At 40.0% G+C, this 16,235-nt stretch carries 10 protein-coding genes; all 10 read right to left on the reverse strand.

Translation table 11 applies throughout. The features are described from left to right. Positions 1 to 9: 9 nt before the first annotated feature. On the reverse strand, positions 10 to 2,394 hold the full coding sequence (gene secA2, locus ACKP2L_RS06905) for an accessory Sec system translocase SecA2 (RefSeq protein ID WP_439425122.1): 2,385 nt from the start codon (positions 2,392 to 2,394) through the stop codon (positions 10 to 12). 5 nt (positions 2,395 to 2,399) lie between these two features. Further along, positions 2,400 to 3,368, reverse strand: coding sequence for an accessory Sec system protein Asp3 (asp3, locus tag ACKP2L_RS06910; RefSeq protein ID WP_439425123.1), 969 nt, complete (start codon positions 3,366 to 3,368; stop codon positions 2,400 to 2,402). Next, a complete protein-coding gene (asp2, locus tag ACKP2L_RS06915) occupies positions 3,361 to 4,866 on the reverse strand; it encodes an accessory Sec system protein Asp2 (protein ID WP_439425124.1) in 1,506 nt (501 codons plus the stop codon). Before asp2 ends, asp3 begins: the two co-directional genes overlap by 8 nt. Further along, positions 4,863 to 6,446, reverse strand: coding sequence for an accessory Sec system protein Asp1 (gene asp1 / locus ACKP2L_RS06920; protein ID WP_439425125.1), 1,584 nt, complete (start codon positions 6,444 to 6,446; stop codon positions 4,863 to 4,865). Before asp1 ends, asp2 begins: the two co-directional genes overlap by 4 nt. Positions 6,447 to 6,448: 2 nt before the next feature. Further along, positions 6,449 to 7,693 (reverse strand): accessory Sec system protein translocase subunit SecY2, encoded by a 1,245-nt coding sequence (gene secY2, locus ACKP2L_RS06925; protein ID WP_439425126.1) that lies wholly within the window; start codon positions 7,691 to 7,693, stop codon positions 6,449 to 6,451. 145 nt (positions 7,694 to 7,838) lie between these two features. Next, complete coding sequence (locus tag ACKP2L_RS06930) at positions 7,839 to 11,333, reverse strand: MucBP domain-containing protein (protein WP_439425127.1); 3,495 nt, start codon at positions 11,331 to 11,333, stop codon at positions 7,839 to 7,841. Between the two features lie 90 nt (positions 11,334 to 11,423). After that, positions 11,424 to 12,563 (reverse strand): lectin-like domain-containing protein, encoded by a 1,140-nt coding sequence (locus ACKP2L_RS06935; protein WP_439425128.1) that lies wholly within the window; start codon positions 12,561 to 12,563, stop codon positions 11,424 to 11,426. A gap of 295 nt (positions 12,564 to 12,858) precedes the next feature. Beyond that, the gene (locus ACKP2L_RS06940) at positions 12,859 to 13,596 is read right to left on the reverse strand and encodes a GntR family transcriptional regulator (protein ID WP_439425129.1); all 738 of its coding nucleotides are present in this window, start codon (positions 13,594 to 13,596) and stop codon (positions 12,859 to 12,861) included. A 335-nt stretch (positions 13,597 to 13,931) separates the two neighbouring features. After that, positions 13,932 to 14,240 (reverse strand): PTS sugar transporter subunit IIB, encoded by a 309-nt coding sequence (locus ACKP2L_RS06945; protein ID WP_439425130.1) that lies wholly within the window; start codon positions 14,238 to 14,240, stop codon positions 13,932 to 13,934. A 220-nt stretch (positions 14,241 to 14,460) separates the two neighbouring features. After that, complete coding sequence (locus ACKP2L_RS06950) at positions 14,461 to 15,594, reverse strand: vitamin B12 independent methionine synthase (protein WP_439425131.1); 1,134 nt, start codon at positions 15,592 to 15,594, stop codon at positions 14,461 to 14,463. Positions 15,595 to 16,235 lie beyond the last annotated feature (641 nt).

Genomic DNA, 16,235 nt, shown 5'->3' on the forward strand with positions numbered 1-16,235 from the left:
TTATTTTAGTTATGCAAAGAAAATAGAAACTGTCCCATCTTTTTCTTTGACAAAATCACTCAGCATAAAGTTTTTCACTGCCTCAATCATAATATTGCTTCTCATTTTTATAAACAGACGGTTTGATTCCCTTTGATATTCATACATCGGATTTTTCTGGCCGATTTGGCGGTTGACGACGATCACCTTCAATTGCTGAAGGGCGTCGACTTGGTCGATCCAGCATTCATCTATTGCTTTTAAAAGCGATAATCTTTGTAAATAAACGAGCTGATCGGCTGCTTTGAAAAAGTTATGACAGTCATCGATCCTTTTTAAAACTATTGTAGATAAAATTTCTTTGACTTCCGGAACGGTAAAGGAAGCTTTGGAAAGTTCTTCAGCTTTAAAATCGTAATTCAAATTATCCAGAATAAAGCGAAACAAAATTTGGCGGCTGATATATTTTTTATCGGTCAAAAAATCATTGAAAACTTTTAGTGCCATATTTTCAAACAAATTATCAAATGAATCACTGGAAGAAATCAACCGATCGCGCAATTTGTAAATAATATTTCTTTGGATCCGCATATTTTCATCGAATTCAAGCGATTGCAGCCTTGAACTGCGGGCGCCGCCATCGATAAACTTTTGTGTTTTTTCGATCAATTTTTGAAATTTTCTTCTTCGAAGCTGGCGATCAGCTTTATTTCTTTTTCTGGCAGCAACTTTCTTCAAATACTTTTTGACCCAATCAGGACCATATTTGATCAATAGATCATCCTCCAAAGAACAAAAGAAAATACTTGAGCCGGGATCTCCTTGCCGACCGGCCCGCCCGCGCAGCTGATCGTCCATTCGCGAATTTTTTAAATGCTCGGTCGCGATAACATAGAGACCGCCGGCTTGACGTGTTTTTTCATCGATCTTGATGTCAGTCCCGCGGCCGGCCATCGAGGTCGCGACCGTGACCGTACCAAAACGACCGGATTCAGCGATTATTTGTGCCTCTTTAGCGATGTTATAAGCATTTAGGACACTGTGGGCTATGCCTTCTTTTAAAAGAATATTAGAGTAAATTTCCGACATTCTAACAGAACCGGTCGCCAGTAAGATCGGCCTTCCTGTCGCGTGTATTTTTTTAATAAAATCGACTGAAGCTGCGATCTTAGCAGGCAAAGTCGGATAAAGACGGTCAAGATGATCTTTTCGTATCATCGGTTTGTTAGTGGGGATCGATATGACCCGCATATTATAAGTATCTAAAAATTCTTGCTGGTCAGACATAGCCGTACCGGTCATCCCCGATATTTTTTTAAACATACGAAAAAGATTTTGATAAGTTATCGAAGCCATAGATCTAGTGTCGCTGCTGAGTTTTAAATGTTCTTTGGCTTCGATGGCCTGATGAAGCCCTGATTGCAGCTTGGTATTTTCCATCACACGGCCGTTGACTGCATCTAAAAGCTTGACTTGATCATCTTCAACGACATAGTCGCGATTTAGTATAAACAAATAATGTACTCGCAAAGCCAACTCGATATGACGTGCTAGATCGGTAAATTCTGCGGTAAATAAATTATTTATATTAAAATATTTTTCAGCTAGATCACAGCCTTTGTTGGTCAACCAAACATTTTTTCTCTCTTTATCTAATTTAAAATCCCGACCCTCTTTTAAAGTTTGGATAAAATCATCAGAAACTTCATATAGATTGGATTGAACTCTTGGAGATCCAGAAATGACCAAGGGCGTCTGGGCACTATCCAGTAAAACAGAATCAACTTCATCGATCAAAACATAATTGAAGGGACGCATGAATTTCCCCTCTTTTGAAGACGCTAAATTATCGATCAAATAGTCAAAACCTAAAGCATAATTGGTCGTATAGAGTATATCTGATCTATATATCGTCTGTTTTTCTTCGATGCTTATTTTCTTTTCACTGGCACCCAAACCGACACTAAGACCCATAAAACGGTAAACAGGACCCATCTGATCGACCCCTACCTCAGCAAGATAAGCATTAGAAGTCACAAGGACTGCACCTTTTTTTGATAAAGCATTCAAGTATAAAGGCATCGTTGCCGTTAACGTTTTGCCCTCGCCAGTCTTCATTTCGGCGATATCGCCTTGGTGAAGAACGATCGCACCCAAGACCTGGACATCAAAGGGGTACATCCCTAATACCCTTTTATCGGCTTCTCTAATTGCTGCGAAAGCTTCTGGCAGCAGATCATCCAAACTGCTGCCTTTTTTAAGCCTCGCTTGAAAATCATCGGTCAAAGAGGCCAGCTGCTGGTCAGACAGTTCAGCCATATGTCCGGACAAAGAATTGATTTTTTTTAAGATCTTTTTAACTCTTCCGGATACGCGGTGTTTTTTGTTAGTTTGTTTTAATAATTTTTCCGACATTTAAATTATTTTTCATTCAGAATTTCTATTTGATGACTTTTAAGGGCTATTTTCATCATAAAACCATCTTGGAAATAAGACCCGTATTTGATCAAAGTTTTTGTCTGATCAAAGACCCTTAAAGCCAGTGGATCAGGCCGCTCTTTTTTAATGAATTCAGAAATATTGCCAACAAGACCTCGACTATATAAAGCAGCTGCGAAATCAGAAATCGGCCCAAAACCAATGAAATTGATTTTTTTATCCGCGATTTGGTCTTGAGCCAGTATCCCTTCGATCGCTTTTTTCAGCTCTGAAGTATAATTCGGATGATCCTGGTCAGGCAGGTAAAAACCGCCAAAAGCCCTTAGATCACCGATCACATAAGCATTAACGAATTTATCTTGAAAACGAGACGCTGGATAAGGAATTAAGTTTCGATAAGGTTCCTGAAAAATGATATTGACTGATCGAGCTGACTGATCGAAGACAGGAGAAAATATTCGAAAAGATTTGTCATTATCGTCTTTTAGTTTTGCGTCATCGTCTTGATGGCCGCTTCTTTGCAAAACCAGCTTGTGAAAAAGGAATTCTTCGACACCGCGGCTGACCAAATCGACTTCATATGAATAAGCATTTTCGGGAAAAGAAAAATAAAAATGCTGATCCAAAAAATTCAGTGTCTTGACCTCACCACCGTAAAAATCATAGAAAATAAATTTTAAATATAAAGCATTTTCCGGCCTGCTTTGATAATCAAAAAATACTTCATAGCTCGTATTCGGAGATAAAAGCGGTAATTGCGGTTCGATCCTGTTTGCTTGATAGCTGCCGTCCGAATACCATTTGTGGATGACTGTTCCAGAGGCGATCAGCGAATTTTTAAAATGAACACGGTCTATCAACGAAAAATCGATCGCCGATCCATATAAGAAGTCCGTACTATCAGCCCGGTCCCAAAAAATCATGTTGATCGGATACTTGCCGTTAAACATCCAGCCTCCTTGAAAAATCCTCTGCCATGATCTGCTTATAACGATCCAAAAACCACTGAACGATCGGCACAGAGTCATCATTATGGCGTCCCGGAAAACCCTTGCCGATTATACTTACCTGCTTGTTTTTCAAATGCTCCAACATTTTTTTATAACCAGCAGTATCATAGTCATCATTTATCATATAAGAAATAGCGATCTTAGTTTTGGAAAAATCTGCTTTTTCGATCATTTGCCAAAAAACTTGGTCTGCTTCCTTATCGCTCAGTTCAGAAATGTAATGAAAAATGTCAAGTGAAGTGGAAAATTCTTTTGGCCGCAAATATTTTTCATTACCGGCGATCTCTTTGATCTCGGTCAGCGGTTTTCCAACGATGATCGCATCCGGCAGTAATTCAGCACCATAGTAAAGTGCTCCAAAAGACCCCATCGATAAACCCGACATAATCATTTGGCTATTATCAAATCCCAGCCATACCAGTGATTTTTTTATTTGATCGACCAATTTATTTTCTAATTCAGAGCTTCCTCGATAAAAAGCGCCGCCTTCCAAACGAGGATCACTAATGAGAATAAATGGCGACTGCATCGATTTCATCATCGGATAACCTTCGAAATTCTCTAAAGTCCGGTAGCCGGCAAAGTAAACATTCAACGGCGGTTTGAGATCTCCGGGATTGAAATAAAGGAACAATTCTTGTCCATTATGATCGACTATTCTCTGACCGCCGGGAATAAATTCTCCAAAGGGTCCTTCGCTATCGCGATAGTGCAGCGGGCCGATCTCGATCCTGCCCTTTCCACGTGCAGAAAGCGAGAAAGATAAAACACCGGCATCATTTTTATTGTTAAAGATAAATGGTTCCTCATGGTCAGAAAGGTCAAAGAACTGTTTATTAACGATTTCAGATCCGCCCAAACCTATCTCAAAAACGTTAAAGCGGATCTCAACCTTGCCAAAAGAATTGATCAAGGGCATAAACTTCATTTTTTGACCTGGATGAAATCTCAGACCAAATGACCAGCGGGCGATCTCTTTATAATCATCACCAAAATCCGAATCAATGGCGACTTTTTCATGACCCTTGTAAGTTGAGGAAAGATACTTCGGTTCAAAATCGATCTGTTCGACCGGAAACCTGGAACCGCCCTTTGGCGACATGAAATAAGCATCCAAAACTTCAAGAACTTTTTTATGATCCTGCATATCAAAAGCAAAGGCTTTTTTTCTCGACAACAAGTATTTTTGTTTCTCAGAGAGCTCTAAATTTGCATCATACAAAACGTAATACGGGCTGATATAAGAAAAATACTCCGGCAAAAATTCCAAACTGCTTTGACTTGAAAAAAGAAAGATGCTTGTTTTTTTCAAATCTTTTTCAGTGATGATCGAAGGCAGCGAACTATCAGAAAATAACCAATCAAAATTCTGGCTGCTGATGTCCATGCGCGCGGACCAATTATCGTCTCCTATTTGTAAAATTTGTCTTTTTCTCATGATTTTTTAATAAGATCGAACCATTTTTGGATCAAACTAAAGTCGCTGTATTGGTCCATTTTTTGAACCGAATATACTAGGGCCTGATTCCAATTTTTTAAACCTTTGAAATAGAAATCGATCGCTTTATCTAAATCTTTAGGCTCTTTAACTATCAAACCATTTTTATGATCCTCAACATATAGAGATCTGCCGGCATTTATCTGCGGAATACCGGAGCTGATAGCCGCGAGCTGCAAAAAAACATTGGCTTCCCTTTGCAGGTCTACGATCAGCCTGACATTACGGATCTTAGAAACCAGTTCTCTTTCTCCTTTAAGAATACAAAATTCCACGCGGTCAAACAGATCTTCGGCCGCTTGACTGGCACGATCATCTGTTTCTTGAGATTCCAAGTCAGGCAGTTGATTTTCGTTTTCTTGATTTCTTTGATCAAGGTAATCGATCGTCAAGTTAGTCGACATTTTTTTATTGATAAGATTTAATAAAGAAATTTCAAAAACACGAGCATTTTGTAAAGGAGAGAGATCGATGATCAGATTTATCTTAGGGTTTTTGATCATCTTATCTAAAAACAAATCGGTCATTTTATTAAAATCGTTGTTGCTTAAAAGCCAAAAAATTATCAATTTATCTTCCCGCTGGCTAGTGCCCAATTCGAGTCTGGTATCAAAGGGCGGCAGCTGCTGGATCTTTGCTGCTATCCTATCGATATCATTCGGCGGGACTATTTTTTTTATTAGCGACAGCATTTTATCAGCCAATTGCTGGCGATCAACGATAATAACGCTTGCCTGATCTAATCTCTGAAAAAAAGTTTTCGGAAGTACTTTAGTAAAATCATAACGATCAGCGAAAAAAGACAAGATTATTTTAGCCTTATCTTTTTGCGAGAAAGCTAAGCGTTCATTTCTGATATCAGAAGCAACTAACAAAACATCATCAGACGGTCGAGCATTTTTTAGATGGTCAGTTAAAAACTCATTAGCTAATTCCTGAAAATTATTATATGAAGGCTGGTCGAATCGATCGGAAAAGTCCGGAGCAATGCTGACCGCGTTGGATCCAGATAGTTCTTGGCTAAAAATCAGCCGACCCTCAAGGTCGAGAAAAATTTGTTTTTGAGCTTTATCGTTTAGATAAAATATCTTGCTCGAAACAAAACCGCGATCATCGATTATATAGTCAACATCTTTTTGACCGCTTTTGAATCTCTCCACTTTGGAAATCAAACCGTTGTCGTAGAAAGAAACTTGACCGATCCTTTCGTCGTTTTTTAAAACAACGATATTAAAAGGTGTGTAAATTTTTTCTATTCCTCGCGGCCACGAAAAATCATCAAAGCTCAAAGAACGGAAAAAATCCTGATCGATTCCTTGGAGGTGGTCATAAAGCGACCAGCGGGCCGTTTTTAACAATCCTTGCTGCTGCAAAAAAAGGTGGATCCCCGGCAAATAATCTGTCAGTAATAATTCAATATCAGTTTTTGATTTGTTGAATATCCGGCATTGGTTAACAGTATCATCAAAATCGCTTGGTTTGCTGCCGTCGGAAAACCAAGAAGGCAGGATATAGATCATCTTTAGGCTCCCTCCTTCTTGGAAAAATCAGCTTCTGAAAAAATATCTTGGTAATTATATTTTTGTAAAAGTGCGCGCACTTGCTCAATGACCGTAAAGCTCATACCGATAAGAGTCACGATGATACCTATAAATAAGAAGTACTGGTAAAAAGATCGATCGATATTACCCAAAAGCAGCGGTACCCCTGAAATCAGCGATAAAAATAAGAAACCGAAAAAGGTCATTTTATTAACTAAAGATCGAATATATTTTTTAGTCCTTTGTCCAGGTCTTATATCAATGACATAATCACCGCTTTTTTGAAGATCCTTGGCGATCTGAGTAGGATTAACTGTTAAAAATGCAAAGGCAAAAGACAGCAGTGCCAAAGAAAACAAATAAAGGACAGCTCCTTGCGGCTGATCAAGACTCACCCGCTGGCCAAAAGAGCGCAGCCAGCCAAGATTCGGCATCAAACTTGAGAAAAATAAAATCAAATATCTTAACAGAGCAAACAAAGAAATACTAAACATAAAAGGCATCGCCCCTGAAGGCATCAGTTTAATCGGCAAATAAGCATTTTTGGACAAATCATCATTGATCATGATGTGTTGGATCCTGACACGATATTCAGCTTGGTAAACTGCTACTATCATCGTTACCAGAATCAAAGCTCCAAGTGCCAGCACCACGACGCCAGTCAAAGAATTGAAATTAAAATTATAAAATAAATCTCTGTATAAATAATTTCTGCCGACTATCAGCCAGTTGCCAACGATCCCGGCAATGATAACAGCACCTGGTCCACCAATTCCGAAAGATTGGTTATACTCAGACAGCCAAGCGGCGATCATCGATCCGATGATCAAGATCAAAGATACCAGGAGGACTTTCGTTTGCCTGTCCGGACCCAAAAAATTTGAATCTGCCGAGAAAGATAACCCCCTAGAAATAACATAAGCCTGCATAAAAGCGATCAGCAGAGTGATGACCATTTTTATAAAATAACTTTTTTTCTGTGAGATCCTATTTAATCCCAGCGATTTGATCGAAGAAACCGAACTCCAAACGATCATCGCCGTCATATAAGGACCTAAGCCGAGTGCAAAAAGTGAAAATTGCTGCAGATTACCGCCTGTGATACTGGCAGCAAAATTCAGTGAGTATTCGTGTGTCAGAGCGTTGGTAAACAAATGATTAGATATCCCAGGTATCAAAATCATTTGGCCAATTTGGTAAACAAACAAAATTACCAAAAGAATCATGAAACGTTTTCTAAAATATTTTTCATTAAAGATTGTCGTGAAAAAATTATGCATTAACAAAAATTGATTCTTTCCTGAATAAACCAGAAAGGGTCATCGAAATATCAATGGCCCTTTCAAAAGGTAAATAACAAAATGTTATCGATTATTTTTTATTTCTGCGCTTTTTACCTAAGAGACCCAAAGATAAGAGTAAACCAAGATCTCCGATAAAGGCAAGGTCTGATGCGGCGTTTCCGGTATTAGGTAATATTCCGGCATGTTTTACGCTGCTCTTTTTGCTTGACTGACTTGCTGAAGTCGAGGCACTAGTTGAGGCACTTTCAGATGCTGAAGTTGAAGCACTCTCAGAAGCACTAGTCGAGGCACTGGTTGAAGCACTTTCAGATGCTGAAGTCGAGGCACTGGTCGAAGCACTCTCAGAAGCTGAGGCACTCTCAGATGCTGAAGTCGAAGCACTTTGGCTTTGACTTACAGAAGTCGAGGCACTTTCAGAGGAACTGGTTGAAGCACTCTCAGAAGCACTCTCAGATGCAGAAGTCGAAGCACTGGTCGAAGCACTCTCAGAAGCTGAGGCACTCTCAGATGCTGAAGTCGAAGCACTGGTCGAAGCACTCTCAGAAGCTGAGGCACTCTCAGATGCTGAAGTCGAAGCACTTTGGCTTTGACTTACAGAAGTCGAGGCACTTTCAGAGGAACTGGTTGAAGCACTCTCAGAAGCACTCTCAGATGTTGAAGTCGAAGCACTGGTACTCTCAGATGTTGAAGTCGAAGCACTTTGGCTTTGACTTACAGAAGTTGAGGCACTCTCAGAGGAACTGGTTGAAGCACTCTCAGAAGCACTCTCAGATGCTGAAGTCGAAGCACTTTGGCTTTGACTTACAGAAGTCGAGGCACTTTCAGAGGAACTGGTCGAAGCACTCTCAGAAGCTGAGGCACTCTCAGATGCTGAAGTCGAAGCACTGGTCGAAGCACTCTCAGAAGCTGAGGCACTCTCAGATGCTGAAGTCGAAGCACTGGTCGAAGCACTCTCAGAAGCTGAGGCACTCTCAGATGCTGAAGTCGAAGCACTTTGGCTTTGACTTACAGAAGTCGAGGCACTTTCAGAGGAACTGGTTGAAGCACTCTCAGAAGCACTCTCAGATGTTGAAGTCGAAGCACTGGTACTCTCAGATGTTGAAGTCGAAGCACTTTGGCTTTGACTTACAGAAGTCGAGGCACTTTCAGAGGAACTGGTTGAAGCACTTTCAGATGCTGAAGTTGAGGCACTGGTCGAAGCACTCTCAGAAGCTGAGGCACTCTCAGATGCTGAAGTCGAAGCACTTTGGCTTTGACTTACAGAAGTCGAGGCACTTTCAGAGGAACTGGTTGAAGCACTCTCAGAAGCACTCTCAGATGCTGAAGTCGAAGCACTGGTCGAAGCACTCTCAGAAGCTGAGGCACTCTCAGATGCTGAAGTCGAAGCACTTTGGCTTTGACTTACAGAAGTCGAGGCACTTTCAGAGGAACTGGTTGAAGCACTTTCAGATGCTGAAGTCGAAGCACTGGTCGAAGCACTCTCAGAAGCTGAGGCACTCTCAGATGCTGAAGTCGAAGCACTTTGGCTTTGACTTACAGAAGTCGAGGCACTTTCAGAGGAACTGGTTGAAGCACTCTCAGAAGCACTCTCAGATGTTGAAGTCGAAGCACTGGTACTCTCAGATGTTGAAGTCGAAGCACTTTGGCTTTGACTTACAGAAGTCGAGGCACTTTCAGAGGAACTGGTTGAAGCACTTTCAGATGCTGAAGTTGAGGCACTGGTCGAAGCACTCTCAGAAGCTGAGGCACTCTCAGATGCTGAAGTCGAAGCACTTTGGCTTTGACTTACAGAAGTCGAGGCACTTTCAGAGGAACTGGTTGAAGCACTCTCAGAAGCACTCTCAGATGCTGAAGTCGAAGCACTGGTCGAAGCACTCTCAGAAGCTGAGGCACTCTCAGATGCTGAAGTCGAAGCACTGGTCGAAGCACTCTCAGAAGCTGAGGCACTCTCAGATGCTGAAGTCGAAGCACTTTGGCTTTGACTTACAGAAGTCGAGGCACTTTCAGAGGAACTGGTTGAAGCACTCTCAGAAGCACTCTCAGATGCTGAAGTCGAAGCACTGGTCGAAGCACTCTCAGATGCTGAAGTTGAGGCACTGGTCGAAGCACTCTCAGAAGCTGAGGCACTCTCAGATGCTGAAGTCGAAGCACTGGTCGAAGCACTCTCAGAAGCTGAGGCACTCTCAGATGCTGAAGTCGAAGCACTTTGGCTTTGACTTACAGAAGTCGAGGCACTTTCAGAGGAACTGGTTGAAGCACTCTCAGAAGCACTCTCAGATGCTGAAGTCGAAGCACTTTGGCTTTGACTTACAGAAGTCGAGGCACTTTCAGAGGAACTGGTTGAAGCACTCTCAGAAGCACTCTCAGATGTTGATGTTGAAGTCGAAGCACTGGTACTCTCAGATGTTGAAGTCGAAGCACTTTGGCTTTGACTTACAGAAGTTGAGGCACTCTCAGAGGAACTGGTTGAAGCACTCTCAGAAGCACTCTCAGATGCTGAAGTCGAAGCACTGGTCGAAGCACTCTCAGATGCTGAAGTTGAGGCACTGGTCGAAGCACTCTCAGAAGCTGAGGCACTCTCAGATGCTGAAGTCGAAGCACTTTGGCTTTGACTTACAGAAGTCGAGGCACTTTCAGAGGAACTGGTTGAAGCACTCTCAGAAGCACTCTCAGATGCTGAAGTCGAAGCACTTTGGCTTTGACTTACAGAAGTCGAGGCACTTTCAGAGGAACTGGTTGAAGCACTCTCAGAAGCACTCTCAGATGTTGAAGTCGAAGCACTGGTACTCTCAGATGTTGAAGTCGAAGCACTTTGGCTTTGACTTACAGAAGTTGAGGCACTCTCAGAGGAACTGGTTGAAGCACTCTCAGAAGCACTCTCAGATGCTGAAGTCGAAGCACTGGTCGAAGCACTCTCAGATGCTGAAGTCGAAGCACTTTGGCTTTGACTTACAGAAGTGCTGCTAGAAGTTGAAGAACTACTATTTGTATAAACGTATATAACGGTTCCGTTATCTCCGGCTTTTGATAATGTACCATTTGCTGCTATACTATCGCCACCAGTTTGTGAGCTATTGCTCATATGTGAAAAGGTATATCCGGGAATATTGAGTTGCGTCGTTTGATAGGTACCATTTACGTAGGCGCCATTAGGATAAGATACTTGCCCTTGAGCAATTTGATTACCATCAGTATCGACATAACGAACGTTTACAGTTGCGGCTTGAGTAAAATCAAAACTCGTAATTTGGAATTGTTGCAAATTCCTAGCACCACCAGTTGAGGCACTGACAATCATTGCCATTGCCTGATTGGTATTCGATACATTAGTTGTCCAAGTTAGTGTATTTCCGCTTGCTTGCTTATAAGTAATGGTCAATAAACGAGTTGAACCATCATAACTAACTACAAAATCGTGAAAATTACCGTCTACATCATTTTTACTTAATGCTTGAGCTGTTCCATCAACATCTTTAGCCCACCATCTTTGAACAGTTGTTCCATCTTGTGCAACAACGTTTTCATTATCAGTATTAACAAATGCTCCATATGGAGCATTCATAGAATCTCCATTCCAGCCAAAACCATTTGAATCGGTTGAGTTTATTTGGCTACCATCTTTATCAGATTGTGGTGCTCGATAACCATTATTCTAAGTATCGAGCTTAAAGCCAAGGGCTTCTTGCAAGCCGCCAATACCTAAGTTACCACCAGCATTACCAACATCTGTGGTATTACCATTATGAAAAGCAAAACCGATGCCGTCAGCTCCATTAGGATTTGATCCTAAATTAACTTTACCAACCAAAGTAAAATTAGCATCCATATCTATCTTTGACTTAAGAGAAAAATTACCAACTTGGTTGTTTTGATCAGGAGTTATAGTTACAGTACCGCTAGATTGGTCATAGGTAGCCGAGCCATTTAAACCAAAGTACTCAAGAAAATTATCTTTATTAACCTGCGTGACAGGTTGCTGACTATCAGCCGCTAACCGGTTATTATATTCATTTACCAAATCCCTAAACGATACTTTTACAGTATTATTGTTGGCAGTTGTATTGCTAGAAACATTCTTGCTGACTGAACTGTTATTGCTCTTTGTCGATGCAGTTTTAGCAGCAGAAGTATAATTTACACTGCTGCTATTTTGTGAAGCGCTGGTACTTTGTGATCCGCTGGCGAGACTTTGGCTGCTTGAAGCAGAAGCAGCTGACTGGCTGACGCTGGTACTTTGCGTATTACTGTTTGAACCAGAATTTGATTGGCTTGCTGAAGTCGTATTAGAAGCCGAAGCAGAGGCCGAAAGTGATTGACTAACTGATTGACTGTTCGACAGGGAAGTTGATTGGCTTGCCGAGTCAGATAATGAGCTGGACAACGATGCAGAAGCATTGTTTGCACTCTGCGAAGTCGCTGGAACGACAGCTTTGTTAGTAGTCGTAACAGTTTGCTCAGTATTTGTTTTCTGAGTATTTGCTTGAACGCTTTGTTGAACCTGAGCGGCAGAAACCTTGTCTGCATTCGTGATCAAAGCCGAACCGCCAAGTGTTGCTCCTAAAGCAGACAGAATCTTGATGATATTAGCTTTTTTATCAGAATCAGATAATTCTTTAGTATCTTCTTTATCTATGTGAGAATTTCTCGCTGGTAAAGTTATACTCGCTATTTTCTTCAAAGGATTGATTATAAAACGAGTCACACCAGCAGTGATCCATAATTTACCAGATTTATAAAGTTTAAATCTGGTAACATCATCCTCTGAATTATAATTGTTCTTTCTATTACTCATATATTATCGTGTCTCCTCTTAAATGCATGAAGGTCTATACCAATGTTAAGTAATTAGACACGTTATTTATAACATTTTTATAATTTATTTACATGTAATAATTAAATTAAAAGGTATGAAAAAAATACAAATTACACGAAAAATAGTGTGAATTTTATAACTCAAAACGATTTATTAGTATAAAAAATAAGTTCACAAAATATCAACTTCCAAATAATTATTCAAAATAACCTTTTTATTATATTGACTTTAATTAAACTTTCCTTTTATTATATAAAATCATTTTTTATACAGATTACCTTAATTTCTTGAACATAAAGAAATTAGTCTGCCGATAGTCATAAACAAGACGGGAAAAAACAAATAACTTACCAGAATTAAGAAAAGAATCATCACGGACGACTAGTGAAGGAGCGCCGGTATTAGAAGAAAAGAATCCAGCCTCTTCAAAAGAGAGAAAATCAGCACTGATCGTTTTGTCGGAAAAACCAACTTTTAATTTCAAATCATTTTTTAAATACTCAAAAATAGATTTTTTTAATGCTTTATCCGGTATTTGACCGACGATATCTTTTAAAAAATAAGAATGTTCTAATAAATACGGTTTACCGTCAAGAGTTCTGAAACGTTTAACGTCTATTAAAAATATGTTCGGATCAAGTTTGATCCCTGATGGAGAAAATACGGCCTGTTTTGCTCGGATCACTTTTTCATCGACTCTCTCAGTTTTCAAAGAATGTCCCTGCAGCCTTAGTTCTTCGGCCAAGTCGATCTGGTTTTGAATACCGATCGAACTCTCCTTACCCCCCGGACGAACAAAAGTACCGATGCCGTGTGCTTGATATATGTAGCCCATCCCCGCAAGCTGAGAAAGTGCCTTGCGAAGACAGTATCTGGTCGTATTATAATGAGCAATCAATTCTGGCTCACTGGCTAACTTATGATCTTCAGCACCGATCAGACCGTGGCGGATTTCATAAATTATTCGAGCTGCCAATTCTTTGACATTGTTGGAAATGAATCGCTCTGTCATTTATCAACGACCTCTTATTTAAAAATCAATCAAGAATTCACCATTAGCAGCAATGAATTTTTGATACTAATAGAAAAATTCCTTCTTCGATCGATCAGCAGGGAGTATGGTCGATCCGGTGTGAGTAATAGGCTCTTCTGCCCTTTTTTGCTGTGCCAAACCCCAGACTCAGTAATTTTCAACGATGAAAAAATCGATCTGCTGAAAATGTCCTTTAGTCATGAAAGCGGCATCTCTAATACTGGACGCCGGCATACCAAAGATTTACCTCAGCAACTGCCTTCGTTTATCCCTTGGCTTATGGCCAACACCGAAATTTTTTAAAAAAAAATAAATCACTTGCCAAGCGTTTTTAGTGCAGACCGCAAAACATTCTCACCGTTCATCAAGCCATAATCCTGCATATTGATAACTTCAACAGGAATATTAAGATTTTTTTTGAAATCAGGTTCCATGTAACGGACCTGAGGTCCAAGCAAAAGGATATCAGGATGCTCTTTATCAATAACTTCGTTAGCTTCGGCTGCTGAAGTTGCATTGATCTGAGTATCGACACCATCTGCTTCAGCGGCTTTTTGCATTCTAGCAACTAACATACTGGTCGACATTCCAGCTGCACAAGCCAAAAGAATTTTAGTAGCCATTTTATTTCCTCCATATATAAGGTAGTTTTGAGCCACCTATTCGGTATCATTTAATACCTCGTTCGGATGACCACTCATTCGAACGACTTTAGAGTAGCATAATTTTTAATAAATGTAAACGCTTTCATTAGATAGCCAAGGATTGTCAGGAAAACAAAAACCGCAGTGTTCAACTGCGGCTAAACCAATCATTAATATATTTAACAAATAACTGTATTTTTTAAATCTGTCCCCAAACATCACTTGCTGTTTGGACTACCAAACGCAATTTATCCCACTGCTGGTCTTCGGTGAGCTTATTTCCTTCTTCGGTCGAGGCAAATCCGCATTGAGTGCTGATGGCCAAATTATCTAAGGGAACATACTCAGCTGCTTCTTCGATCCGTGTTTTAAGAAAAGCTTCCTGTTCTAAATCAGGAATCTTTGAAGTAACCAATCCCAAAACGATTCGTTTATTTTCATCGCCATTCCAAATTTTTTTCAAGGGTTCAAATCCGCCAGAACGCTGATTGTCATACTCCAAAAACAAACCGTCATAATTCAGTTGAGACAAGTAAGGCGCTATCACATCATAGCTGCCGGAAAAAAGATAGGTCGATTTAAAATTACCGCGGCAGATATGAGTCGTGACTGTTAAATCATCGGGCAGATCTTTTAAGATCCCGTTAATGACATCGACTGAATCTTGCGCAAGTTTCTCATATTCAGCGTGTTGATCAGCTTGGTCTTTAGTGTCATTTAAACGGCTGATCAAAAATGCCCAAGTAGTATCATCCAATTGAACATAACGGGCTCCCAATTCGTAAAAATGCAAGATCGTCTGCCGATAAGTTTTTACGATATCTTCCAGATAATCATTCCAGCTTTGATAAAATCGATTCCAATTGTCGCTCCGATTATCTCGGAAAAGAAGACTCGGAGACGGAATCGTCTGCTTTGGCAAAACACTGGCTGGAGCAACAGACTTCAAGTACTTGAAAGCTTCAAAGAAAGGATGCTGCGGGTTATAAGCGATCTTGCCGACTAATTCAGCATTGTCAGTCCGAGTTTTACTGCCATGGAATTTATAACTTTTCTTGTAATCATATTTATCAACACCGCCAAGACCCCAAAGAAAATCCAAATGCCACCAAGACCGGGAAAATTCACCGTCGGTCACATCTTTAAAACCGAGTTCAGCTTGTTTTGCTGCGATCCGTTTGATCTGTTTGCGCTGGATCGCTAAGTAGGCAGCTTGATCGATCTTGCCCTCTTCTAATTGCTTATGGGCATCCTTTAATTCTTGCGGCCGCAGCAAACTGCCGACCAGGTCTGCTCGAAATGGAACTTTTGTCAAAGTATTAGTATCAGTCATTTTTTATCTCCTTAAAAATATAATAAAAAACACTCCTGTAAAAATTACAGAAGCGTTTTTGCGCGTTACCATTCTGCTTTATCTTTTGATCACTCAAAAAATCTCGCTATCCGTCTTTGCCCTACAGATGAGTCGGCAGACAACGGAATACCTTATAAGGCAGGTAGGACCGCCAGTACTTTCGGTAAACCGATCGCATTGGCCAATCACCGGTCATTTTCATCTTCATAAACAGATCGGATCCCACCATCACCGACTCTCTGCTTCAGCTGCCCCAAAAGATTACTTTCCGGATCATCTTGTTTAAAAATCTATGCCTAAAATATAGCACAGATCACAATATAAGGCACGATTTAAAAAATAATTAGAAAAATTTTTTATCTTTCAAGCAAATTAGAAAAAAATCACATAAAAGACCAAGTATAAAAAAAGCAAAATAATGTAAGTGAAGTTTATTTTTTTAGTATATTTTTTCTTTAACTTATATATTATCAAATAATCTAATTTTTACCCTTTAAAAGACAAAATAGTTAACAAAAAATTATATTAAATTGAAATATTTTTGTAACATATAGATGTATTTTTTTAATACAATAAGATGTACGTATTTTTTTTAAAATATAAGAAAAGGAAAAAACAAA

Origin of the sequence: Oenococcus alcoholitolerans, assembly GCF_051852995.1 — a bacterium.
GTDB classification, from domain to species: Bacteria; Bacillota; Bacilli; order Lactobacillales; family Lactobacillaceae; genus Oenococcus; species Oenococcus alcoholitolerans.